Source organism: Rhodococcus sp. NPDC019050 (assembly GCF_055664235.1).
The window spans coordinates 24756-48828 of record NZ_JBVOON010000018.1 but is presented as its reverse complement, the minus strand read 5'-3'; the positions used below and the strand labels follow the sequence as shown (position 1 = coordinate 48828).

General features: G+C 65.8%; 21 protein-coding genes, 3 tRNA genes and 2 pseudogenes. 12 read left to right on the top strand and 14 right to left on the bottom strand.

Translation table 11 applies throughout. The features are described 5' to 3' along the window. Positions 1-102 precede the first annotated feature (102 nt). A tRNA-Lys gene (locus AC0B44_RS17610) sits at positions 103-178 on the bottom strand. 310 nt (positions 179-488) lie between these two features. Here AC0B44_RS17610 and AC0B44_RS17605 point away from each other — a divergent pair. Further along, the gene (locus tag AC0B44_RS17605; protein WP_471904148.1) at positions 489-1655 is read left to right on the top strand and encodes a L,D-transpeptidase; all 1167 of its coding nucleotides are present in this window, start codon (positions 489-491) and stop codon (positions 1653-1655) included. A gap of 139 nt (positions 1656-1794) precedes the next feature. On the opposite strand, the gene AC0B44_RS17600 is transcribed toward AC0B44_RS17605, so the two are convergent. Together AC0B44_RS17600 and orn are read right to left on the bottom strand one after the other, a co-directional pair. Continuing rightward, positions 1795-1867, bottom strand: a tRNA-His gene (locus AC0B44_RS17600). An 84-nt stretch (positions 1868-1951) separates the two neighbouring features. Further along, on the bottom strand, positions 1952-2551 hold the full coding sequence (orn, locus tag AC0B44_RS17595) for an oligoribonuclease (protein WP_471904104.1): 600 nt from the start codon (positions 2549-2551) through the stop codon (positions 1952-1954). An 85-nt stretch (positions 2552-2636) separates the two neighbouring features. Here orn and AC0B44_RS17590 point away from each other — a divergent pair, with 85 nt between their 5' ends. Continuing rightward, on the top strand, positions 2637-4238 hold the full coding sequence (locus AC0B44_RS17590) for a helicase HerA-like domain-containing protein (protein ID WP_471904103.1): 1602 nt from the start codon (positions 2637-2639) through the stop codon (positions 4236-4238). On the opposite strand, the gene cmrA is transcribed toward AC0B44_RS17590, so the two are convergent. Beyond that, positions 4235-5041, bottom strand: coding sequence for a mycolate reductase (gene cmrA / locus AC0B44_RS17585; RefSeq protein ID WP_471904102.1), 807 nt, complete (start codon positions 5039-5041; stop codon positions 4235-4237). The two genes, AC0B44_RS17590 and cmrA, sit on opposite strands and share 4 nt — an antisense overlap. 110 nt (positions 5042-5151) lie before the next feature. Between cmrA and AC0B44_RS17580 the strand changes: the two genes are divergently transcribed. Continuing rightward, positions 5152-6474 carry an MFS transporter gene (locus AC0B44_RS17580; RefSeq protein WP_471904101.1) on the top strand — a complete coding sequence of 441 codons (1323 nt, stop codon included), beginning with the start codon at positions 5152-5154 and terminating at the stop codon, positions 6472-6474. A 27-nt stretch (positions 6475-6501) separates the two neighbouring features. On the opposite strand, the gene AC0B44_RS17575 is transcribed toward AC0B44_RS17580, so the two are convergent. Further along, positions 6502-7173 (bottom strand): TetR/AcrR family transcriptional regulator, encoded by a 672-nt coding sequence (locus tag AC0B44_RS17575; protein WP_471904100.1) that lies wholly within the window; start codon positions 7171-7173, stop codon positions 6502-6504. Positions 7174-7351: 178 nt separating this feature from the next. Between AC0B44_RS17575 and AC0B44_RS17570 the strand changes: the two genes are divergently transcribed. After that, positions 7352-8578: an oxygenase MpaB family protein gene (locus AC0B44_RS17570; protein WP_471904099.1), complete on the top strand. Its 1227-nt coding sequence runs from the start codon at positions 7352-7354 to the stop codon at positions 8576-8578. A gap of 30 nt (positions 8579-8608) precedes the next feature. Here AC0B44_RS17570 and AC0B44_RS17565 read toward each other — a convergent pair whose 3' ends face one another. Beyond that, positions 8609-9454 (bottom strand): alpha/beta fold hydrolase, encoded by an 846-nt coding sequence (locus AC0B44_RS17565; protein WP_471904098.1) that lies wholly within the window; start codon positions 9452-9454, stop codon positions 8609-8611. Positions 9455-9478: 24 nt separating this feature from the next. Continuing rightward, a complete protein-coding gene (locus AC0B44_RS17560; protein ID WP_471904097.1) occupies positions 9479-10120 on the bottom strand; it encodes a TetR family transcriptional regulator in 642 nt (213 codons plus the stop codon). 150 nt (positions 10121-10270) lie between these two features. Between AC0B44_RS17560 and AC0B44_RS17555 the strand changes: the two genes are divergently transcribed. From AC0B44_RS17555 to AC0B44_RS17545, 3 genes are read left to right on the top strand one after another with little or no spacing between them, the layout of a single operon-like run. After that, complete coding sequence (locus tag AC0B44_RS17555) at positions 10271-11392, top strand: ferredoxin reductase (RefSeq protein WP_471904096.1); 1122 nt, start codon at positions 10271-10273, stop codon at positions 11390-11392. Positions 11393-11441: 49 nt separating this feature from the next. Continuing rightward, positions 11442-12662 carry a fatty acid desaturase family protein gene (locus AC0B44_RS17550; protein ID WP_471904095.1) on the top strand — a complete coding sequence of 407 codons (1221 nt, stop codon included), beginning with the start codon at positions 11442-11444 and terminating at the stop codon, positions 12660-12662. A gap of 11 nt (positions 12663-12673) precedes the next feature. Beyond that, positions 12674-12907, top strand: a complete 234-nt coding sequence (locus AC0B44_RS17545) for a hypothetical protein (RefSeq protein ID WP_471904094.1) — start codon at positions 12674-12676, stop codon at positions 12905-12907. 104 nt (positions 12908-13011) lie between these two features. On the opposite strand, the gene gdhA is transcribed toward AC0B44_RS17545, so the two are convergent. Together gdhA and bsh are read right to left on the bottom strand one after the other, a co-directional pair. Beyond that, on the bottom strand, positions 13012-14355 hold the full coding sequence (gene gdhA, locus AC0B44_RS17540; RefSeq protein ID WP_471904093.1) for an NADP-specific glutamate dehydrogenase: 1344 nt from the start codon (positions 14353-14355) through the stop codon (positions 13012-13014). Positions 14356-14760: 405 nt separating this feature from the next. Next, on the bottom strand, positions 14761-15732 hold the full coding sequence (gene bsh / locus AC0B44_RS17535; protein WP_471904092.1) for a choloylglycine hydrolase: 972 nt from the start codon (positions 15730-15732) through the stop codon (positions 14761-14763). A 429-nt stretch (positions 15733-16161) separates the two neighbouring features. Between bsh and AC0B44_RS17530 the strand changes: the two are divergent. Together AC0B44_RS17530 and AC0B44_RS17525 are read left to right on the top strand one after the other, a co-directional pair. Next, a pseudogene (locus tag AC0B44_RS17530) lies at positions 16162-16656 on the top strand (transposase); the annotation flags it as partial. A gap of 115 nt (positions 16657-16771) precedes the next feature. Then, positions 16772-18088 carry an IS256 family transposase gene (locus tag AC0B44_RS17525; protein WP_471904091.1) on the top strand — a complete coding sequence of 439 codons (1317 nt, stop codon included), beginning with the start codon at positions 16772-16774 and terminating at the stop codon, positions 18086-18088. A 177-nt stretch (positions 18089-18265) separates the two neighbouring features. Here the strand turns inward: AC0B44_RS17525 and AC0B44_RS17520 are convergent, their stop codons facing one another. Beyond that, a complete protein-coding gene (locus AC0B44_RS17520) occupies positions 18266-18883 on the bottom strand; it encodes a MarR family winged helix-turn-helix transcriptional regulator (RefSeq protein ID WP_471904090.1) in 618 nt (205 codons plus the stop codon). A 178-nt stretch (positions 18884-19061) separates the two neighbouring features. On the opposite strand from AC0B44_RS17520, the gene AC0B44_RS17515 reads away from it, so the two are divergent. Then, positions 19062-19949 carry an alpha/beta fold hydrolase gene (locus AC0B44_RS17515; protein WP_471904089.1) on the top strand — a complete coding sequence of 296 codons (888 nt, stop codon included), beginning with the start codon at positions 19062-19064 and terminating at the stop codon, positions 19947-19949. Between the two features lie 68 nt (positions 19950-20017). Beyond that, a pseudogene (locus tag AC0B44_RS17510) lies at positions 20018-20182 on the top strand (IS256 family transposase); the annotation flags it as partial. Positions 20183-20308: 126 nt separating this feature from the next. Here AC0B44_RS17510 and AC0B44_RS17505 read toward each other — a convergent pair. The 4 genes from AC0B44_RS17505 to AC0B44_RS17490 form a co-directional block, all read right to left on the bottom strand. Further along, positions 20309-20385: transfer RNA gene (locus tag AC0B44_RS17505), tRNA-Arg, on the bottom strand. Between the two features lie 49 nt (positions 20386-20434). Next, positions 20435-21115 carry a DedA family protein gene (locus AC0B44_RS17500; RefSeq protein ID WP_471904088.1) on the bottom strand — a complete coding sequence of 227 codons (681 nt, stop codon included), beginning with the start codon at positions 21113-21115 and terminating at the stop codon, positions 20435-20437. A 92-nt stretch (positions 21116-21207) separates the two neighbouring features. Next, positions 21208-21849, bottom strand: a complete 642-nt coding sequence (locus AC0B44_RS17495) for a response regulator (RefSeq protein ID WP_471904147.1) — start codon at positions 21847-21849, stop codon at positions 21208-21210. 79 nt (positions 21850-21928) lie between these two features. Beyond that, positions 21929-23155 carry a sensor histidine kinase gene (locus AC0B44_RS17490; RefSeq protein WP_471904146.1) on the bottom strand — a complete coding sequence of 409 codons (1227 nt, stop codon included), beginning with the start codon at positions 23153-23155 and terminating at the stop codon, positions 21929-21931. A gap of 195 nt (positions 23156-23350) precedes the next feature. On the opposite strand from AC0B44_RS17490, the gene AC0B44_RS17485 reads away from it, so the two are divergent. Further along, entirely contained in the window at positions 23351-23968 is a 618-nt protein-coding gene (locus AC0B44_RS17485) for a DUF4352 domain-containing protein (protein WP_471904087.1), read from the top strand. Positions 23969-24073: the final 105 nt, after the last annotated feature.

Genomic DNA, 24073 nt, shown 5'->3' with positions numbered 1-24073 from the left:
TGGTGAAGAGCTTTCGGCGAGGGGACGTTGGGGACGGATCACAGACTCGCGTCGCCGAAACGAAGAAGTCCCCTCCCAGCGGATGCTGGAAGGGGACTTCTGTGGTGCGCCATCAGGGACTCGAACCCCGAACCCGCTGATTAAGAGTCAGCTGCTCTGCCAATTGAGCTAATGGCGCTTGGCTGGTGTCTCCGTTCCGTTGTCCCGGCGACGAAAAGAAGATTACACACCTTCGACTATCGCACCAAATCGGCTGGTCAGAGCGATTTCCGGCGATGGGGCTTGTAACGAGGGCGGCCTGGGGCGCGATTGTCATCGGAACGTTATCGCTACGGGGGGAGTCCTCCATCCGGACGGATCGCCTCCTGGCATCATCTGAATACAACGTATGACGTGCAATTTCGGTGCCTTGTGGGGAGGGGCGGAATCGGAGAATGGCAGTGAAGGCTGGAAGTGTGACGCATCCTCGGCGGCGAAGTGCCGGGGCGATGCTCGGGGTGTTGCTCGTCGCTGTCATGGCATTCGTCGCCGCATGCTCGGGTGGGACGGGGACCGGCGCGGATGAGGTGCCGATCGACTCGAATCCCCTTGCCGCCCTCATCAAGCCGACGGTCTCCTCCAGCGTCGCCGACGGTGGCATCGGGTTCTCCCCGGTCGATCCTGTGACGGTCTCCGTGGTCAACGGAAAGCTCGAATCCGTCGCCCTCGTCAACCCCGCGGGGGAAGCTGTGAAGGGTGAAGTGGCGTCCGACGGTCTCGGCTGGGTCAACACCGAACTGCTCGGTTACAACCGGGAGTACACACTCGAGGCCGTCGCCTACGGCCTCGGCGGGTCGGCTACGTCCACCGTGACCTTCACGACATCTGCGCCCGGCAATCTCACCCAGCCGTACGTGATGCCGGGAGACGGCGCCGTGGTCGGTATCGGGCAGCCGGTCGCCGTGCAGTTCGACGAGAACATCCCCGACCGCCGCGCGGCCGAGGAAGCGATCAAGGTGGTCACCGACCCGCCGGTCGAGGGCGCGTTCTACTGGCTCAGCAACCGGGAGGTGCGCTGGCGTCCCGAGCAGTACTGGACGCCGGGCACGACCGTCACGGTGGACGTGGACGTCTACGGCAAGGACCTCGGCGACGGTCTGTTCGGTCAGGACGACGTCCGTTCCACGTTCACGATCGGTGATGCTGTGGTCATCACGGCCGACGACAACACCAAGCAGGTCACGGTCAATCGTAACGGCGCGGACGTCATGACGATGCCGACTTCGTTCGGCAAGGACGCCACTCCCACCCCCAACGGGGTGTACACGATCGGTGACCGCTTCGAGCACCTGGTGATGGACTCTTCTACCTACGGTGTCCCGGCGGATGCGCCGGAGGGGTACCGCACGCCGGTGGACTGGGCGACCCGCATGTCCTACAGCGGCATCTTCTTCCATTCGGCGCCGTGGTCGATCGGTGATCAGGGCGTGCGCAACGTCAGTCATGGATGTCTGAACCTGAGTCCCGCGAACGCCAAGTGGATCTTCGACAACACCAAGCGCGGCGACATCGTCATCGTCCGTAACACCGTCGGCGGAATCCTGGAGGGCGTCGAAGGACTCGGCGACTGGAATATCCCGTGGTCGACCTGGAAGGCAGGTAACGCCGAAACCTGAGAGTCTCGGCCGCACCCGGGGCGACGCCCTGCTCCGGGTGCGGATGGGTAACGCAGGGAGACGCATTACGAAGACAGCGGATCACGACGACAACGGAAAAGGCCCCCGACCGGGATCGCCGGTCGGGGGCCTTCTTTTGGGTGAGTGACGGGACTCGAACCCGCGACAGCCAGGATCACAACCTGGTGCTCTACCAACTGAACTACACTCACCATCGCATTCGCATGTGGCCGGGGCCGCTTGCGCCTGCGGTAGAGATACTAGCGTGACTTTGCCGAAAACGACGAATCGGCAGGTCAGGCCGGTCCCAAGTCCTCTACGACGGCGGCGATGTCCTCCGGGGACGGGCCGGGCTCGGGCACGAAGGCGGTGCGCCGGTAGTAGCGCAGCTCGCGGATCGATTCTTTGATGTCGGCGAGCGCGCGATGCGACAGGCCCTTCTCCGGCTGACCGAAGTAGATCCGCGGATACCAGCGGCGGCACAACTCCTTGATCGAGCTGACATCCACCATCCGGTAGTGGAGGTACTTGTCGAGTTCGGGCATGTCGCGGGTGATGAACCGCCGGTCGGTGCCGATGGAGTTGCCTGCCAGCGGTGCCGTGCCCGCCTCACCGACGTGTTCGCGGATGTAGTCGAGGACCAGTTTCTCGGCTTCCGCGAGCCCCACCGTCGAGCGGCGGACTTCCTCGGTGAGCCCCGAGCGCGCGTGCATCTGCTGCACGACCTCGGGCATCGCCGCGAGTGCCTCGTCGTCGGCATGGATGACGATGTCCACACCTTCGCCGAGCACGTTGAGTTCACTGTCCGTTACCAGCGCCGCGATCTCGATCAGCTTGTCGCTGTCGAGCCGTAGCCCGGTCATTTCACAATCGATCCATACGAGTTTGTCCTGCACGAGATACAGCGTAGTCAGACGCCGGACCGATTAAGGTCGGCTGTGGCAAGGCAGTCACCACGTGCACAGCCGAAGGAGCATCCGTATGCCGGATCGAGCAGAGCTCTCCGAGGATCCCGCGTCCCGGTCGGCGGACGCCGCCGCGCAGATCGCGGCCGGCTACGCGGTGACCGGTCCCGCACTCGAACTCGGCGCCGTCGTGGTCGACGGCGTGGTCCATCCGTCGGCACAGGTGCGCATCCCTCTCGCCACGATGAACCGGCACGGACTCGTCGCAGGTGCCACCGGCACCGGCAAGACCGCGACACTGCAACTGATTGCCGAACAGTTGTCGTCCGCCGGTGTGCCCGTGGTGATGGCCGATGTCAAAGGTGATCTTTCGGGTCTGGCCGGGGAAGGTGAGGTCGCGGAGAAGATCGTGGCCCGTGCGATCGACACGGGCGACGAGTCGTGGGAGCCACACGGCTTTCCGGTGCAGTTCTATTCGCTGGGCACCGATGGCCCGGCCATTCCGGTGCGCGCGACCGTCACCTCGTTCGGCCCCATCCTGCTGAGCAAGGTCCTCGAGCTCAACGCAACTCAGGAATCCACCCTCGGCCTGATCTTCCACTGGGCCGACCAGCGGGGGCTCGCTCTCCTCGATCTGAAGGATTTGAGCGAGGTCATCAGGCATCTGACGAGTGCCGAGGGGAAAGCCGACCTGCAGAGCATCGGGGGTGTGTCGAAGGCGACGGCCGGGGTGATCCTGCGCGCGCTCGTCAATCTCGAGCATGCCGGTGGCGACACGTTCTTCGGGGAGCCGGAACTCGAGACCGAGGATCTGCTCCGGCTCGTCGACGGGCAGGGTGTGATCAACCTCTTCGAGTTCGGGCGAAGCGCGACCCAGCCCGCACTGTTCTCGACGTTTTTGATGTGGCTGCTCGCCGACCTGTTCCAGGCGCTGCCGGAAGTGGGCGACCTCGACAAGCCGAAGTTGGTGTTCGTCTTCGACGAAGCGCATCTGCTGTTCACCGATGCCTCCAAGGCGTTCCTGCGGCAGGTAGAACAGACCGTCAAGCTGATCCGCTCCAAGGGCGTGGGTGTGATCTTCTGCACCCAGTTGCCCGGTGATGTGCCCCAACCGGTGCTGTCGCAACTCGGCGCACGCATCCAGCATGCGGTGCGCGCGTTCACCGCCGAGGACCGGACAGCACTCGACAAGATCGTCCGCACGTATCCGGCGACCGACGTGTACGACCTCGGTGAAGCGTTGACGTCGCTCGGGATCGGCGAAGCCGTCGTGACGGTCCTGTCGGAGACGGGCGCACCCACTCCGGTCGCGTGGACACGCATGCGGCCGCCTCGTTCCCTGATGGGGTCGGTCGGGGAGAACGCGATCATGGCAGCCGCGCAGTCCGGGCCGCTCTACGGCAAGTACGGACGCACGATCGACCGCGAGTCGGCATACGAGAAGCTGTCTGCATCGGTGGGCGGGGCACCCGACGTCGATCCGGAGTTCGAGACTTCGCCCTTGCCGAGCGGGGCGAAAGAAGTCCTGCCGGAGCCCGAACGCGACGACGACCCGTCGATCGTCGAACGGGCACTCGGGAGCCCGGCGGTCAACAGCTTCCTGCGGTCGGCGGCGTCCGCGGCGGGCCGGGAGATCGGCCGCAGCATCTTCGGAACCGGACGCCGCCGCCGACGCTAGTCGGAGCCGAGTTTGCGGTAGAAGGCACCGGCGATGGGCGCCGACACCGACCGCGGGGCGAACTGTCCTGCCGCCGACATCGCCTTGCTGATCACCCCGGGCACGATGCGCATCCGGTTGGCGGCCAGCGCATCGAGCGACACCTTGGCGGTGTGGGCGCTCGAGATCCACAGGAAGTCCGGCACCAGTTTGTCGACGATCGATGCTTCCGCCGGGTCCGGTTCCTCGGTGCGCACCGGACCGGGAGCGAGCAGCGTGATGTGCACGCCGGTGCCCTTGAGTTCGCCGCGCAGCGACTCGGAGAACGTGTTGACGAACGCCTTCGTCGCGGCGTAGGTCGCGTTGTGCGGGATCGGCATGTTGCCGGCGGCAGAACCGACCATCAGAATCGCGCCGGAGTTGCGCTCGACCATCTGCGGGAGCACCGCGAGAGTGAGGTCGTGGACGGCGACGGCGTTCAGTTCGACCTGCGCGCGCTCGTAGGCGGGGTCGAGTTCGGCAACGGCGCCGAACGTGGCGATGCCGGCGTTGTTGCACAGGATGCTGATGCGCCGGGCACCGAGTTCGTCGACGAGGACTGCGCGCGCGTCGCGGTCGGACAGATCGCACGCCCGCACCTCCACGGCGACGCCGTGCTTCGTGCGCAGCGTCTCGGCGAGCGATTCCATGACCTCGCCGCGTCGTGCGACCAGGATGAGGGAATGTCCCCGGGAGGCGAGTTCGGTGGCGAGTGCTTCGCCGATACCGGAAGAGGCTCCGGTGACGACGGCGCGGGCATCGGGATGGGGATTCGGCAGAGTCACGGTGGGTCAGCCTAGCGGGGTTCGGGCCGGGCAGGACTGCGGCGTCGGCCCGCACGACTCGCGGCGCCGGTGCGGGCATGCCGGACGCCCCGCGGCTTAGGCTGCGGACCATGAGCGCACACACGCACGTCCCGGCCGGAGCCGGGGGTGCCGCGACGAACAAGCAGGTCTTCGCGTGGGGTCTGTGGGACTGGGGATCGTCGGCGTTCCACGCGGTGATCCTCACCTTCGTCTTCTCGGTCTACCTGACCGACGCAGTGGGCGACGACCTGCCCGGCAGCGTGTCGGCGACCTCGTGGCTCGGATGGGCACTGGGGATCTCGGGTGCGCTGATCGCCGTCACCGCACCGATCTTCGGTCAGAGGTCGGACGCGGCGGGACGGCGGAAACGCTCGCTGGCGATACTGACTGCGCTGACGGTCGTGGCGATGGCAGGCATGTACTTCGTGCGCGACGACTACACCTATCTCTGGCTCGGTCTCGTGCTGCTCGGCGCCGCATCCGTGGCTGCCGAGCTTGCGCAGGTGCCGTACAACGCGATGCTCCGGCAGGTCTCCACGGAGGACAACCTCGGACGTGTGTCCGGGTTCGGTTGGGCCATGGGGTATTTCGGCGGCATCGTGTTGTTGCTGGTGTGTTATGCCGGCTTCATCGCCGGTGACGGAGACGTACGTGGTCTGTTCGGTGTCTCGACAGACGGGGGCGCCAACATCCGGCTCGTGGCGTTGCTGGCGGCAGTGTGGTTCGCGCTGTTCGCATTACCGGTGCTGTTCGCGGTGCCGGAGAAGCCCGTCGAACGTGGCGACGAGGTGCGTCGTGTCGGCGTCGTCGAGTCCTATCGCGTGCTCTGGCGGGATCTGCGTGAACTGTGGCAGGTCGACCGCCGCACGATCTGGTACCTGGGGGCGTCCGCGCTGTTTCGCGACGGTCTTGCGGGTGTGTTCACCTTCGGCGCGGTGCTGGCCGTCAACGTGTACGGCATCAGCGCGGCGGACGTGTTGCTCTTCGGTGTCGCGGCCAACGTCGTCTCGGCGCTCGGTGCTCTCGCAGCGGGCCGTGTCGACGACCGATGGGGTCCCAAAACGGTGATCGTGGGCTCGCTGGTCGCGATGATCGTGACCGGAACGGTGCTGCTGATGGTGTCGGGCCCGACCATGTTCTGGATCTTCGGGCTCGTACTGTGCCTGTTCGTCGGTCCGGCGCAGTCGTCGGCCCGTACGTTCCTGGTCCGGCTCACCCCGCCCGGGAGGGAAGGGCAGATGTTCGGCCTCTACGCGACCACCGGCCGTGCGGTCTCGTTCCTCGCGCCGACCCTGTTCGGGTTCTTCGCGTGGTGGTTCGCCGCCGACCGTGCCGGCATCGTCGGGCTATTGCTCGTGCTTGCAGTGGGTCTCGCTGCGCTTCTCGCGGTCCGCGCTCCCGAAACCCGGTAGCGAAAACCCGCACCCGATCGGTGCGGCCTAGCGGTGTGGGTCGAGCATCGGCACGAGGAATCGTCGTGCGATCGCGGCGAGTTGGGTGTCGTCGTCGAGGTCGACGAGACGGCTCGGGAACGTGAGGAACGACGCGGAGACCCGCACCATCATCTCGGCGACCAGGTCGGTCTCCAGGTCATGTGACACGTTGCCGGCCTGCTGCTCGCGCCGGAGCTGACCCGCGACGAATGCTCGCACGGTGGCGAGCATCTCCTCGCCGTTGCCCACCACGGAACCGGCGAGCACCGTGGGTTCCGCGTCGAGGAGACCGCCGATCAGGGGATTGGTCCGCACGGTGCGGAGGGAACTGACGAATCCGGCCACGACGCGGTCCGCCACGGTGTCGGCGCGGGCGATGTCGTCGAGGAACTGCGTGAAATAGCGGCGGATCTCGCGAAGGACGACCTGATCGACCAGGGCGTCTTTCGACTCGAACTTCCGGTACAGCGTGATCCGTGACAACTGGGCGCGTCGCGCGATGTCCTCCATCGAGGAGCGCTGGATCCCGAGCCGGCAGAACTGCTCGTATGCGGCGTCGAGGAGGCGGGTCCGGGTGCGGTCGTCGTCACCGGGTTGCTCGATCGCGTCGTGATAGGCGCGATCGAGCAGCGACGCCGATTCCGGCGTCGTACTGCTGACGAGCGGCGCTTGGTCCACGTGTCCTCCTGGGATGCCGAGTCTACTGCGTGCCCCTGTGCCGCACTGCTCTCGTCACGTGTCACACACGTGACGGGAAGCGCGGGAAAACGCCGCCCGAGCAGCGAGAGTGTGCTCTGATGATACAGAGACACAATATTTGTTTCATTGCATCATCCCATGGTGGCGGAGGATATCGATGGAAGAACTCAGCAGACGGAGGGTGCTGGAACTGGGGGGAGCGCTGGGCGCGCTGGGAGCGTTCGCGCTTGCAGCGCCCGCGCAGGCGCGGCCGTGGAAGTGGTCGCCGGCCGGGTCCATACCCGGCACGGGAAGCGGTGCCGATCCGAGGACGGTGTGGGACGCCGAGGCGGATCAGCTGGTGGCGTCGTTGCTCGACCGGGGCGATGTGCCGCGGGTCAACGAACTGCTCAGGACCTGGACGAAGAACGGTCAGCCGCTGCCCGACGGCCTTCCGGCAGACCTTCGCGACTTCATGGAAAAGGCGCGGCAGCTACCCGACTGGGCCGATCCGGCCAAATTGCAGACGGCGGTGCGCTTCAACGAGAAACGTGGACTCTACCTGGGAGTTCTCTACGGCTTCGCGAGCGGCATGATGAGCACGGTCATCCCCAAGGAAGCGCTGGCGGTCTACTACTCCAAAGGCGGCGCGAACATGAAGCGCCGCATCTCCAAAACGGCAAAGCTGGGCTACGACATCGGTTCCCGGAACGCCTACCAGCCCGACGGCGAGATGACCGTGACAGCCGTCAAGACCAGGCTCGTCCACGCGGCGGTGCGTCATCTGCTTCCGCAGTCCCCGCACTGGGAGCACGCCGCGCCGGAGGACGTCCCCATCAGTCAGCACGACCTGATGGTGACCTGGCACAGCCTGCCCACCACCGTGATGCGGACATTGAAGGCGTGGAAGGTGCCGATCGACGCGGCCGAATCGGAGGGATTCCTGCACTCGTGGCAGATCAGCGCGCACATGCTCGGGGTCGAAGACCAGTACATCCCGGCCACGTGGGATCAGGCCGAGAGCCAGGCCGTGGAAGTGCTCGATCCGATTCTCGCTCCGACGCCCGAGGGCATCAAGCTCGCCGACATCCTTCTGGACCTCGGTGCGGGTCTCGACTTCACGCTGCTCAGCCGGCCGATTCTGGGTGCTCTCACGCGTTTCATGCTCGGTGACGAAATCGCCGAGTGGCTCCGCATTCCCCGTGAACCGGTGTGGGGCACCCTCCTCGACGTCGCGTGGGGGCCGTTCGTCGCGGTGCGCGAAGGGCTTCTCCCGCTGCCCCTCGCACCGGAGGTATATTGGACGTTCGACGAGTTGCTGCGCCAGTTCGTGCTGCTCTACATGTCCGAATTGCGGCCCATCAGCATCGAGATCCCGGAGTTCAACAACCCCAACTATCGCTGATCGGTTCGGCTGAGGGGTCCGGTCGGGCGCTCAACTCCCGGGAGCGGCGGTTGCACGCCGCCGGATGGCCTCTGCGGCGGCATCGGGGGCCTGTTCCGGAATCCAGTGCGAGACATCGGGGAGGACGACGAACTCGTAATCCGCGTCCACGAAGTCGCCACACCGTTCCGCGGCGGCGGATCCGATCGCGGAGTCGCCGGTGCTCCAGACGAACGTGGTGGGTACCTGCGCCGCGGAAGTCGACTCCAGGTCGCGTGTCATGGCGCGATACCAGTTCAGGGCGGCGGTGAGTGCGCCCGGACGGGACAGGGTCCGAACGTAGTCGTCGATCGACTCGGGGTCGACGCTCGGATCGAACATCGCCCGCAGCCGCCGGGCATCGTCTTCGAGCAGCACGGATTCGGCCTTGCCCTCCATGCGCAGCAGCCGGATGTACGACGAGCGCTCGCGCTGGTCGTCGTCCTCGTGGAGTGCCCAGCCGTACGCCGCCGGATGGGGCATCGAGAACCCGGTGAGGGTGGAGACGCGGTCGGGGTGGTGCGCCGCGGTCTGCCAGGCCACCGCAGCGCCCCAGTCGTGTCCCACCAGGTGTGCCTGCTCGATCCCGAAATCGTCGAGCAGTCCGACGACGTCCCCGGCGAGGGCGGGTAGTTGGTAGTGCTGGACACCCTCGGGCCGTGCTCCGGGAGAGTAGCCGCGCTGATCGGGTGCGATCACCCGGAATCCGTCGCGCACGAGCAGGCGTGCCACGGACGTCCAACTCCGGGCGGTTTCGGGAAATCCGTGCAGCAGCACGACCGGTGGGCCGTCGGCCGGGCCCGCCACGCGGACATCGAAGGTCAGATCGCCCAGTGTCGTTTCGGCGTTTCCGCTCATGACGTCCACCGTACGGAGATCGTGTCAGTCGTGCGTCGGCTTCCAGGTGGCCATGCCGAGCAGAATCAGCCGCATCTGTTTCTCCGCGCGGGTGATCACTTCTGCTTCCTCGGGGCTGCCGGGCCGTGGCACCGACAGCAGTTCCAGCACGACGTCGAGCATCGCGGTGACCAGCAGGTCGGCCGCCATCTCGAGGTCGTCGAACGGCCATCGTTCGAGCCCGGGTGTGCGGGCAAGGTCGGCGGCCAGTTCGCCGGCGAGCAGGCGCAGTTCGGTCGTGACGGTCCGCGCGACTTCCGGTTGGCCGCCGTGACGCTCGCGCGCAATGAAGCGGAAGGCGGGTTCGTGCTCCCGCACTTCGCGCACCAGGATGCGGAGCGACTCGCGAGCCGTCGCGGGACCGGGGGAGCGGCGGGCGTCGCGCAGCAGGCGTCGCAGTACGCGCATCGTATCGGCGGTGAGGGTGACGCCGAGTTCCTCCATGGACGCGAAGTGCCGGTAGAACGCGGTCGGCACGATCCCCGCCTGTCGTGCGACCTCGCGCAGGCTCACTCCGGCCAGTCCCCGGTCGGAGGACAGTTCGAGCGCCGCATCGAGAAGCGCCTGGCGGGTGCGCTCTTTGCGTTGTGCTCGGGTCGTCGACGACGGGGCGGGTGCTGCGGACACGTGTCGAGTGTAGGCGGCGGGGCGGCTGGAGCGGGCATCGGGTGTAACCGCGGTCACAAATTGGTTGACACAGGGGAGGAGCGACCTGCCACACTTGGTTCAGTGCACGGATGTGCACTGGAATCCGATCCCTTCGGAAGGCAGGCACCTATGATTGCGCGCCACCTCCCCCAGATCGACAACGCGCGGATGCTCGCACGAAAAGTGCTCGTCGGCGCCTTGGGGACCCTCTCGAGCCCCCACCACCCCGACCGCTATCTCGAACTGGTCGATCCCCTTCTCGCAACTGCCGTCACCCGGGCCCGGGTTACACACGTGGACCGAACCGCGACGGGCTCGGTGACCTTCACCGTCACCCCGGCGCGTCCCGTCCCGTTCGAACCGGGCAATCACATTCCCCTGTCGATCACGGTCGACGGAGTGCGGCACACCCGCACCTATTCGCCGGCGTACGCGCCCGGCACGGCGCGCGACGGGAGTGGGCCGATCGTGTTCACCGTCGGACTCCACCCGGACGGGGTCGTCTCCCGCTTCCTGCACGAGCACGCACAGCCGGGGCTCGTCGTCGAACTCGGCGAACCGGCGGGCGAGTTCGTGCTTCCGGAACCGCGGTCCGAGCGACTGATCCTCATCGGCGGCGGTTCGGGGATCACCCCGGTGCTGTCGATGCTCGAGGGACTCGTCGCGGAGGGGCACACCGGCGGCGTGACATTCCTGTACTACGCCCGGACGCCGGCTCACGTACCGCGGCGAGAGGACCTGGACGCGCTCGGCGCGCTGCCCAACATCGAAGTGATCCTCGCCTACACCCGGTCCGGTGGCGGTGCTCTCGAAGGACGGTTCGACCCGGCGCACCTCCGGGCTGTCGCCCCCTGGTTCGCCGATACGCCGGCGTACGTCTGCGGACCGGCCGGGCTCATCTCCCGGGTCAGGGACGTCTACGCCAGCAACGGTGCGGAAAACCTTGTGCACGTCGAGGAATTCACCCCGCCCACGTACACCGTCGATCCGGACGACGCCACAGGGGTGATCTCCTTCGCCTCGTCGGGTGTCGCCGCCGACAACACCGGTGTCACAATTCTCGAGCACGCGGAGAGCGCCGGTCTCACACCGGAGCACGGATGCCGGATGGGAATCTGCCATTCGTGTACCGCTGTCCGGATTTCCGGATGCACGCGAGATGTGCGGACCGGTGAACTCGATGCGGAACCCGGAACCCGGATTCAGATCTGTATCAACGCGCCGGTCGGCGACGTCGCCGTCGATCTCTGACCCACGACTCCACAGCATCTACGATTCCTGAATACCACTGGAGGACACCATGTTCGGACTGTCCCTGCCCACCATTCCCTTTATCCCGTTTCTCTCCGGCTCATCCACGCCCGCCGAGACCGAACCGCTGGTGCTCACCCGCGAGCACATCGACGAACTGGGACGAGAACTCGACGCGCTGCGCGAGCAGACCGTGGCGTCGCTCGGTGACGAGGATCGCGAATACATCTATCGCATCATCAAGGCGCAGCGCGGATTCGAGGTCACCGGCCGCGGCCTGATGTTCCTCGGCTTCTTCCCGCCCGCTTGGGTTGCGGGGGTCGCGGCGCTGAGCGTGTCGAAGATCCTCGACAACATGGAGATCGGGCACAACGTGATGCACGGCCAGTACGACTGGATGCGGGAGCCGTCGCTGAACTCGCGCACGTTCGAGTGGGACACCGTCTGCCCCTCGGACCAATGGCGGCACTCCCACAACTACATGCACCACACGTTCACGAACATCGTCGGCAAGGACCGTGACATCGGGTACGGGATCCTGCGGATGGACCCCAACCAGAAATGGCACCCGTACTACCTCGGCAACCCCGTCTACGCGGCCGCACTGATGCTGCTGTTCGAGTGGGGAGTGATGATGCACGACGCGGAGGCGGAGAACATCGTCGCCGGCACCCGGTCGTGGCAGGACGTCCTGCCGCTTGCGAAGGGCTGGTGGCGGAAGGTGCGTCGCCAGGTCGTCAAGGACTATGTGGCATTCCCGCTGCTCACCGGCCCATTGTTCGTGCCCACTCTGGTCGGCAATGCGACCGCGAACGTGATCCGAAACGTCTGGGCCTATTCGATCATCTTCTGCGGGCACTTCCCGTCGGGCGTGCAGTCGTTCAGCGAGGACGAGACCGCCGAGGAGACGCGGGGCGAGTGGTATGTCCGGCAGCTGCTCGGCAGCGCGAACATCTCCGGCTCACCGCTGTTCCACATCATGTCGGGCAACCTGTCGCACCAGATCGAGCACCACCTGTTCCCAGACCTTCCGGCGCATCGCTATCCGGAGCTCGCACCGCGCGTCCGCGAGCTGTGTGAGGAGTACGGGCTGCCCTATAACAGCCGGGGACTCACCGCTCAGGTCGGTTCGGTGTGGAAGAAGATCTTCACGTTCGCGCTGCCGCCGAACTGGGTGTCGCAGACCCCGGACATCTCGGTGCTTCTCGAGCGTTCGCCCCACGAGCAGGCCGACGATGCTCCGGGTACCCTCGCACGGGAGAACGTCTGAGGGGGACTGCCATGGTCGGAAAGTTCGAACGCAACAAGGACACCATCCAGGAGATGACCGAATCGGCGGCGACACGCGTCGGCGCCATTGCGGGAATCATCACCGGAGCTGTCCGTGACGTCACCCGCGAGGTCGGCGGGTGGATCACCGATGGAATCGAGATGCGCGAAGCTGCCCGCAAGGCGCGCAGCGACGAGGAGCGCGGGGCTGCCGAGGGCAGCCCGACGGTCTCGACGACGGAGTAGCGCGCTGCGCACCCGGCCGGAAATCCACACAGCAGAATAGTCAGCCACGAACGGCGGGCCCCGGAAATCCGGGGCCCGCCGTTCGTCGTCGGTGTGGAGAAACGTCAGATGACGCCGAGTGCGAACATCGCGTCCGCGACCTTCACGAAGCCCGCGATGTTGGCGCCGTGGATGTAGTCGCCCGGCTTGCCGTAGTCGGCCGCCGTCTCGACACACCGGGTGTGGATGTCGCGCATGATGCGGGCGAGGCGCTCGTCGGTGTAGTCGAAGTGCCACGAGTCGCGCGAGGCGTTCTGCTGCATCTCCAGCGCGGAGGTGGCGACGCCACCGGCGTTGGCAGCCTTGCCCGGGGCGAAGCCGACACCGGCGTCGCGGAACACCGCGATGCCGCCGGGGGTGGTCGGCATGTTGGCGCCCTCGGCGACGACCTTGACGCCGTTCTTGACGAGGGTCTTCGCGGATTCCTCGTCCAATTCGTTCTGCGTGGCAGAGGGGAGCGCGATGTCGCAGGGGACGTTCCAGATGTTTCCACCGGGGTAGAAGTCGGCGTCGCCGCGCTCGTCGACGTACTCGGAGATGCGTCCGCGCCGGACTTCCTTGATCTCCTTGAGCAGTTCGACGTCGATGCCCTTGGGATCGTGGATGTAGCCCGAGGAGTCGGAGCACGCGACCACGGTGCCGCCGAGCTGGTGGATCTTCTCGATTGCATAGATCGCGACGTTTCCGGAGCCGGACACGACTGCGGTGCGGCCTTCGACGGAGCTGCCCGCGTGCTTGGCCATCTCGGCGACAAAGTACGCGGCACCGTAACCGGTGGCCTCCCGGCGCACCTGCGAACCGCCCCAGGTGATGCCCTTGCCCGTCAGCACGCCCGACTCGTACGAGTTCGTGAGGCGCTTGTACTGGCCGAACAGGTAGCCGATCTCGCGGCCGCCGACTCCGATGTCGCCGGCCGGGACGTCGGTGTACTCACCGATGTGGCGATGCAGTTCGGTCATGAAGGACTGGCAGAAGCGCATGATCTCCTGCTCGGAGCGACCTTTGGGGTCGAAGTCCGAACCGCCCTTGCCGCCGCCGATGGGAAGGCCGGTGAGCGCATTCTTGAAGATCTGCTCGAACCCCAGGAACTTGACGATGCCGAGGTTCACGCTGGGATGGAAACGCAGGCCGCCCTTGTAGGGGCCGAGCACGCTGCTGTACTGCACGCGGAACCCGCGGTTGACGTGCACCTGACCGTGGTCGTCGATCCACGGCACACGGAAGATGATCTGACGTTCGGGCTCGCACAGGCGCTCGATGAGGCCGGATTCGAAGTAGCCGGGGTGGCGCTCGAGCACGACATGCAGGGACTCGAACACTTCGGCCGCAGCCTGATGGAATTCAGGCTCGCCCGCGTTCCGGGCCTTGACCTGCTCGTAAATCTCTGCGATGCGGTCCGAAGTCGACACGCTACCTACCTGACTGTGAGGATTCTGTAACACGGCATTTACCACCAGAACTATAGGACGTAACAGGGGAGCGCTGTTAGCCCGGGCCGCGGTGGGAGCGAAAACACAGGGTGTTGGGAGCCTTCTCGGCCGGAAAATCGCAGGCAGTGGGGTAGAGGGTGCGCATCCCACCCTCGCCCGCCGAGCGCGATCCCGGTGCGGACCGCGGCGCAGTGCCGAGCACGACCACCGTGCTCGGGTGCGTACCGGCACGCCACGACCGGGTCCGGGACGCCGGGGCGGAGGGCAGTCGACAGCGGGGTGCAGTCGGCCGGGCTGCGGTCGACAACGGGGTGTAGTCAGGGGCCCATGGGCCGTCCTCCACAGCCACCCGGCACGTCGGACGTACCGGGCCGCCGTACGGAGTCAGTTCTTCATGAGGATCTGCTGCTCCGTCACCAACGGGTACGACGCCAGGTCGGTTCCTTCCAGCTCTTCCTTGTGCATGTCCACGCCGGTGATCTGGCTGTTCTCGTACGTCCGGTAGTAGTAGACGCCTTTGTCGGTATTGCAGCACGACGAGTAGATGGTGATCTCGTACTTGTCCCCGAGACGGACGCATCCCCGCTGCTGTTCCACGGAACCCAGGATGTGGAAGAACTGGCTGATCGCCTCGGATTCCGACTGGCCGGACACTGAATTCACCTTCGTGAATGCAGCTTTGACGAAGCGCGACATCGAGGACAGGTCGCCCGGCAATCCGACGGCTCCGAGTCCGCGGCTGTACACGTCGAAATCTATTTCCTTCGAGAAATGCGGTTCCGGCGGGTCGATCGACAAATTCATATAGTTGTTGATGTTGAACAACTGGATATCGAAGGTCGGATTGTTGGTGAGGACCTGGATCGGATTGTCGTGCACCTTCAGGCCTTCGGCAACGGACTCCACCGAGATGGACTCGGTTCGGTCGGAGATGATCCAGTGCAGCGGCGACGGCGGAAACTCGGCGCTGAACGCGGTGTCCACGATTCGCACATCGGCCAGTGCATCTCGCACCTCGGCGACGGTCTCGAACTGCCCGAGGACCCACGGGATGAATTCGAAGGAGGCGATATTTGTCCCGTCCTCGGAGACGGGCTTGTAGTCGGAATTGCCGGGAAAATTCAGTCCCGCCATGCTCAAACCCTTTTCGTTGGTCGCGTCGTAATACAGCGGATAGTCGTCGGCGACCGTCGCCATCCCGATCAGGGCGTGGTGCGTATTCTGCGCGGGCACGTTCCGGAACTCGAACGGGAAGTTTCGCGGCGTGACGGTGACCGCTTCGTGGTAGGAGTATTCAAGGTCGAGGTTGCGGCCGAAGTAGTGATCCTCGGCGACGTAGTTGGCGGCTGTGCACATATGACTACCTCCGAACTCTCGCGGTCCACCCCGATGTCGTGACGAAGTCGAGGAGACACCCGTTCAACTCGGCTCGGGTCGACGCGCGCGTGGGACGAAAACTCTCACGAGCCCATCGGTGTCCGATGCGGAGTAAGTGGAATCAACGGTATCGGAGTCGATGTGTTCCCACCCGAGGATCGGACGCATTGGGCATCTCGGGAAGACGTGTCCGGGTGGGTTGCGTCCATGAAGATGGTGTGCGAGCCGCAGCCGAATGAGTTTGTGGGCGTGTCGTAACCGGACGAAAGACGGCCACCTCGTGATTCTCGAAGAGACCGACCAAAGTCACTCGAGACAGGACCACGCGATGACTGCCCACGATATCGACCTACGTCGCCTTGGCGAAGACCGACTCACCGGTGCCAGCCCCGACCTGCTGCGCGACCTGTCGATGTCACCTCCGCCGAGGACGGCGCCGGCTGGCTGAGCTTTTTCCGCGGACTGGTCGCCCGGGGCCTGTCCGGGGTGCAGTTGGTGACCTTCGATGCGCGTGCCGGCCCGGTATCCGCGGTCGGCGGCACTCTGCCGGGCGCGTCCTGGCAGAGATGCCGGACGCACTATTCGACCAATCTCATGGCGGTGACCCCGAAGGCATCGTGGCCTTGGGTGAAGACATTGCTGCATTCGGTCTACGACCAACCCGACGCCGATTCGGTGCACGCGCAATACGATCGGGTGATCGACGCGCTCGAGTCGAAGCTGCCGAAGGTGGCCGGGCATCTCGCCGCAGCGCGAGCGGATCTGCTGGCATTCACTGCGTTCCCGAAGCAGATCTGGCGGCAGATCTGGTCCAACAACCCGCAGGAGCGGCTGAACAAAGAGATCCGCCGCCGCACCGATGTTGTCGGGATCATTCCCGATCGGACCGCGTTGATCAGGCTCGAGAAATGATCAGAACCTGTGGATCCCGGGAGGACGCACCTTCCCGCAAGATGATCTGCAAGGAACCCAATTCTGATCAAGACCAGCGTTGGCGCGCTGGCGGGAAGGCACGCCCGTGCTCACGGTAGTGGACAACAACGACGACGACTCCACCGAGGCCGGCACCGCGGGCGGTGCGGGACGGTCACTGCTCGACGAGATCGTCCGCGACGGCGCCCGGAAGATGCTGGCCGCGGCCCTGCAGGCGGAGGTCGCCGACTACATCGCTCGGCATGCCGGTGAGGTCGACGAGAACGGGCACCGACTGGTTGTCCGTAACGGCTACCACGCCGAACGCGAGGTGATCACCGCCGCCGGAGCAGTCTCGGTGAAGGCGCCGCGCATCAACGACAAGCGCACCGACGCGGACACCGGCGAGCGCAAACGCTTCTCGTCGGCGATTCTGCCGGCGTGGGCCCGCAAGTCCTCGCAGGTGTCCGAGGTGCTGCCGCTGCTGTATCTGCATGGGCTCTCGACCAGCGACTTCGGCCCGGCCTTGGAGCAGTTCCTCGGCACCGGCGCCGGACTGTCGGCCTCCTCGATCACCCGACTCACCGCGCAATGGCAGGACGAGGCGAAGGCTTTCGCCGAGCGGGATCTATCCCAGGTCGACTACGTCTACCTGTGGGTCGACGGCATCCACCTGAAGGTCCGGCTCGAGCAAGAGAAGCTCTGCCTGCTGGTGATGCTCGGGGTGCGCGCCGACGGCCGCAAGGAGCTCGTCGCTATCACCGACGGATACCGCGAGTCGACCGAATCGTGGGCGGACCTGCTGCGGGACTGCCGCCGGCGTGGGATGCGGGCCCCGGCGCTCGCGGTCGGTGACGGTGCGTTGGGGTTCTGGCGGGCACTGCGGGAGGTGTTCCCCGAGACCCGGGAGCAGCGCTGCTGGCTCCACAAACAGGCGAATGTGCTTGCTGCGCTCCCGAAGTCGGCACATCCGGGTGCGCTGGCGGGGATGAAGGAGATCTACAACGCCGAAGACATCGACAAGGCGCAGCTCGCGATCGCCGCGTTCGAACGGGACTACGGCGGCAAGTACCCGAAGGCGGTCGCGAAGATCGCCGACGACGCCGACGTGCTGCTTGAGTACTTCCGTTACCCGGCCGAGCATTGGGTGCACCTGCGCACCACGAACCCGATCGAAAGTACTTTTGCGACAGTGCGTTTGCGGACCAAGGTCACGAAGGGTCCGGGGTCGCGGGCGGCGGGGATGGCGATGGCCTTCAAGCTGATCGAGGCCGCTCAGTCCCGGTGGCGGGCGGTCAACGCCCCGCACCTGGTCGCGTTGGTGCGCGCCGGCGCACTGTTCCACAAGGGCAAGCTCCTCGAACGGCCCGTCGACATCACCCCCGAACCGTCCCCGGATACACCGGTGTCCGAGGTCGCCTGACGACCCTCAACCCGCAGGACTTCACGGTCGAGTCGGCGAAGTCGACGCCGGTAGCGAACCCACCAGCAGACCGCGCCGGCGGCGCTGGTGAGCAGGACGATTAGCCTCGCGCTTTCGCGAGATGCTGCATCTCAGCAATATCCATCCTATGTGCACTGAGGGAGCTATCACGAGGAGCTACTGAAGTAGGTCCTTCGCAATCTGTTCGATTCTGAGGACGCTGTCGAACAGGTCTTCGCCGATGCTGGCGCGCAGCTTGGCCTCGATGTCTGCAGCGAGGTCGTCGGCCTCCTCGATGGCCTTCGCGCCAAGCGTCGTCAGCCGCACCTCTACAAGCTTCTGATGCATCGGGGACGGTCGACGGCTGATGAGGCCCTTGCTCTCGAGAGTAGACAACATCGTGGCGGTCGCTTGCGGGGTGCCCTGCCCAGTTCGTGCGAGCTGAGCTGCAGAGGTCGGCTCGAGGTGCCTGACCGACAGGAGGGTCGCATACTGCGGCACGGTGAGATCGAGTGGACGCAGCGCTACCGCCTTCGCATCGATGATCAGCCGTGCGATTCGCCGAATGTGGGTACCGAGGCGGTCGTCGAGCACCTCGGATAGCGAGTTGTTGCCAGCCTCATTGGTCACTGAGCACTTCTCCTCTATCTGCCTGCGCATACTTCGATGTAGCAGGATATTGCCTTCTGTCGGCTCGAGCCAATTCTTCCACTGCGCCGACAGCACGTTCCAGGGACCGGCCCTCGACAGTCCCCATCCGGCCAACCCTGGCCCGAAGCATGAACTCTTGGCCATGCGGCGTCGCGAGCCGAGCAGTATCCGTATGAGGCCACAAAGAAGGTACTTGATAGTTGACAGATAGTTGCTACAGTCGCCTTGTCCCTCGACGAGGACGAATCCAGAGGTTGCCCGCGCCGCGGGGCTTGGGTGCGCCACGACGACTCCCCCGTCGCAACAGAGGTAGAGGAGCTATATGTCCATGACGATCGAATCCCAGACAGAGGAAATTTCCTACGAGGAGAGCAAGAGGGAAGTCGTCACCAGTGAAGGGGTGCTGCGGTATCACGAGGCTGGAGACGGTCCGCCTCTGCTGCTGCTGCACGGCTCGGGGATCGGCGTCAGTGGATGGCGCAACTACCGGGAAAACCTCGCCACGTTAGCGAAGCAGTTCCACTGCTACGTGCTGGAGTTTCCGGGGTTCGGCATCAGTGATCCGGTGGACGGCCACCCGATCGCCACGGCCGCCGCCGCGGTGACGCGGTTCATGGATGCCGTCGGTATCGAATCTGCTGCGATCATCGGCAATTCGATGGGCGGTGTCGTTGGCGTCCATGTCGCGATGCGGCACCCCAACCGAGTCTCGAAGCTCATCACGATCGGCGGTGTCGGTCCGAACATCTTCAGTCAGCAGCCCAGTGAAGGCACTCGGCTGCTGCGGGACTTCGCCGACGAACCCAGTCGCGAGAACCTGGTGCGTTGGCTCAATGCCATGGTCTACGACCCTGCCGTCGTCACGGAAGAGCGTATTGAAGAGCGGTGGGAGACCGCGAAGGATCCCGCCTCCCATAAGACACTTGCCGCGATGTACGGATCCGAAGCAGCTGCCGCGCAGCAGCGAGCGCTCGAGACCTCCGACGATCCGCCGTATTGGTCGATGATGCGGAAGGTTCAGTGCCCGACACTGTTCACCTGGGGGCTCGATGACCGGCAGTGCCCGCCCGACATGCCGCTCGTTCCACTTCGATTGGCACCCAATGCCGAGCTCCATATATTCCCGAACTGCGGCCACTGGGTGATGGTTGAAGCCAAGGAAGCGTTCGAGCGCGTCGCACTCGAGTTCCTGCTCCGCCAAGAGTCCTGAGCGCCAACTTCGGCAACCTGGGACTACGACGCGTGACGGCCCCCTCGATCCACAGGATTTGACTATTTCTCATCAGGCTCGTCGGAGCGGTGCTGGCCGAGCAGCACGACGAGTGGATCGAAGGGCGTCGCTATCTCGGACTCGACGTCCTGGTCCGATCCCGCGGCAACAGCCAGCCTGCTGAGACCGTCACCGAACCCGCCGAGGTGGTGACACCGGCGTTGACCGCCTGACCCGACGAGGAATCACGCGACGACGTCACACACCACGTCCCGGGACTCGACCTCCGGGTGCTTGCCTGCACCGGTCCGGTCCGTGGAAGAAACTTCGTCCGGGGACGAGGTCGCGAGTGAATCCTTTGGTGCCCCCGGCAGGAATCGAACCTGCGACCTAGAGATTAGAAGGCTCTTGCTCTATCCAACTGAGCTACGGAGGCGCGGCCAGAATCTTAACGGCTCGGCGGGCAGCCGTGTGCGGGTACCCCTCTACGCGTTGCGCGCGGAGCCGGGGTTGTCCTCCTGGGCCTCCGGTGCGGTGCCGTTCCCCGGCGGGGAGACGCGCGGAATGTCCACCTCGCCGCCCTTGACCCGCTGCAGCACATGGTCGATCCCGATCCCCAGGACGACGGCGACACAGACGGAGATGGCGGCGCCGAGCAACGGCTGGGATTCGAACCAACCTCCCACGAGCCTGCCCATCAGCGACGAGTACAGGGCCCAGGTGATGCCGCCGAGGATGGTCAGCGGCACGAACTTCTTGCGAGGGTATCGGGTGGCGCCGGCCGTCATGTTCACGGCGATACGGCCGATCGGGATGTAGCGCGCAGTGAGAATGACCGCCGCGCCCCGTTTGTCCAGCCCGCGGCGGGCCCACGCGAACGCGGCTTTGCCCTTGGTGGTGCGCATCCAGCGGAACCGCTCCGTGCCGACCCGTCGTCCGATCGTGTACGCGATGTTGTCTCCGAGGATCGCCCCGACCGCTGCGATGACGATGATCGCGGCGAGGTACGGCCGACCCGTCGAACCCGACAGCGACGCCAGAGTGACGAGCACCGTCTCGCTCGGTACCGGCGGGAAGAACCCGTCGACGGTGCACACCACGAAAAGCAGCGGGTAGACCCACAGCGCAGCCGCCTGACCGGTGATGAATTCGTTGATCACATCCATGGGCTGGTGGTGTGCTCCCGTCGGTATCGCGCACGTGCTCACCCCACGGTATGCGGTCGGGGCGGAAGTGGGAACGCGACGCCCCGGTGGACTCAGGCGACCAGTCCGGCCCGGAACGCGGCCAGAGCCGCCTCCACTCGATTGCGGGTTCCGAGTTTGGTGAAGACCGCCGAAAGGTGCGTCTTGACAGTGGTTTCGCTCAGGAACAAGCGGCCCGCGATATCAGCGTTGGATGCCCCGGTGGCCAGCACCCGCAGCACGTCGCGCTCCCGCTCGGACAGTCGAGTGAGGTCCGTCACCGCGGGCGCCGGGGTTGCCACCTGGTGGTGCGCCACGATGCGGCGCAACGAGTCGGCGCTGAACAGGGTGTTCCCGGCAGCGACCGCCCGCACCGACTGATGGAACGTCTGCGGCGGCTCGTCCTTGCTCAGGAAACTGTGCGCGCCGGCAGCGACGGCCTGCACCACGAGATCGTCGACATCCATCGCCGTCATGGCGATCACGCGGGGCGGATGGGGCATCGACATGAGTTGCCGGGTCGCCTCGAGGCCGCCCACTCGGCGCATCTTCAGATCCATCAGCACCACGTGCGGCGAGAACCGGTGGACGGCGTGGGGGACCCTGTCGCCGTCGTCGACATCGGCCACGACCACGATGTCGTCGGTCGCGGCGAAGATGTCGGTGACGCCACGGCGAACGAAGGGGTCGTCGTCGACGACGAGCACGGTGATCATCTCGGCAGCAGCGGGCACGGATCGAGCCTAGGACCCGCCCCCGACACGAGGCGTGCTCCGTCCCTTGCAGGATCGCCTGTCAGGCCGACCAGGGCACCCAGCAGTCCACGACGAACTCGGAGCCCACCACCCCGGCCCGGAGCGTGCCCCCGATCTGATGTGCCTGCTCGGCGAGACCGGTCAGGCCCGCCCGCGAACCGATGGGCACGGTCGGAGGCAACGAACTGAGCCGATTGCGCACGTCGATCCGGATGCCCTGGTCGGCAGCGCCGGTGATGGTGATGCGCACCGTCTGATCCGACGCGTACTTCTGGACGTTGGTGAGGGCTTCCTGCACCACCCGGTACGTCACGTGGCCGGACACGGTGCCGACGTCACCGGGCTGGAGATCGGTGAACAAGACGGTGTGCAGCCCGGCCGCGCGCGCGGACTGGACGAGATCGGCCACGGCATCGATCCCCTGATGTCCGCTGGCCCGCGGCGCCCCGGCCGTCCCGCGAAGCACACCGACGATGCTCTTGAGCTCGTCGAGAGATTCGTGCGCGGTGCTGCGGATCATCGCGGCCGTATTGGCTGTCTTCTGCGGATCGTCGGCCCCACCCACCTGCAGTGCTCCCGCGAACAGGGAGATTCGGCTCAGCCCTGCGGCGAGCGTGTCGTGCATGTCGCGGGCGATCCGGGTTCGTTCCTCGGTACGGATCATCTCGTCGTGGATCGATTCCGTCTTCGCCGTCGCGCGGTCCCGCACGTGTTCGGCGACGGTCAGTTGCGAGCGGGTCTGCTCGAGCAGCGCGAGCACCACCACGACCGTGACGAGCGCCGCCGCGACCAGCCAGGGGATCCACCAGGCGACCTCCCACATCGGCTTGGGTGCGGTGTCCTCCGGGCGCATCGTGCCCATCGTGAGTACCGAGTTGTCGCGGGTGCGGTGCGCGTCGTACGTGAGTGAGATACCGCACGCGAAGAAGACGGCACCGGCGGCTCCGGCGAGCCGTCCGCTGCGTTCCGATTTGACGACGGCGTAGAGCGCGATGAGCGCGGCGGTGGCGTCGGTGGAGAACAGCAGAGGTCCGAGGAGCGTGACGGCGAGCACCGTCCAGGGGCTCGAGTGGCGCCACACCAGAGCAAACGCTGCGACCAGGCCGAGCACGAACCCGAGTGCGAAGTTCCATTCGGGAACCGTCTTCGAGTCCGACGACAGTCCCAGGGTCAGCAACGTGCAGAACAGGCTCAGTGTCACGGCAGCGGTGGTCCAGGCACGCCGGCGCCACACCGGACGCCGGAGACCCTGAGCGGAAGTAACCATCACTCGGTGCACGCTACGCAATCGCGTGGCACACCCACATGGTCCGAACGGTCCGCAGCGATCGGTCCGAAAGGAGGAGGTGCTCCGTCCGATCGGACGAGGCGCGTGACCGGTCGGGTCGGGTGAGCTGTTCACACCGGAGGAGCGGCACCGTCCACACCGCATCTCCAGACCCGATCACTGAGGAGAAGTGTGATGACGCACCCGATTTCGTACCCCGACCCGAATCGGATCCAGCACGGACGCCCGCCGCGTGCCAAGCGCCGGGTATGGCCCTGGATCGTCGTCGGCGTGCCGGTTCTGCTGTTCGGGGCCTGCTCGATGGCCGTCGTGTCCAGCGTCGGCGGTGACAACGAGGCCACCGTGATCTCGGGACCGAACGGTGAGGAGGTAGTCGCCGACCGAGGGCCGGAATTCCCCGGCAAGCTCGACAACGACACTGCCGCGCCGGCGGGCGCGACCATCAGCCACGACGGTCTCGCCTATACGGTCGGGCCCGTCCGGGTCGTCGAGTCCGTACTCGGCAGCCACCTGTGCAGCGAGGTGACGATCGTCAACGTCGGCACTTCGGAGAACGACTTCAACGGATTCCTGGACTGGCACGTGCAGGACGCCGGTGGCGCGATCCGTGACTCCTCGTTCGGTGCCGACCGCCCGATGCTCGAGTCGGGCCGTCTCGCGCCGGGTGGGACCGCGACCGGCGACGTGTGCTTCGACGCCCGCTCGGAGGCTGCGCCCGGAACCTACGTGGTGCTGTACGAGGACACTTTTTCGCTCTCGACGGACCGGCTCGCCTGGATTTCGGCGCTCTGATCCGGACTGCGGATACGTGCCCGCCGGGGTGACCCCCGGCGGGCTGTCGCAGTTGTCTCCGACGGGTCGCCGCGGTCATCTCCGACGGGCCGTCGTAGGTGTGGT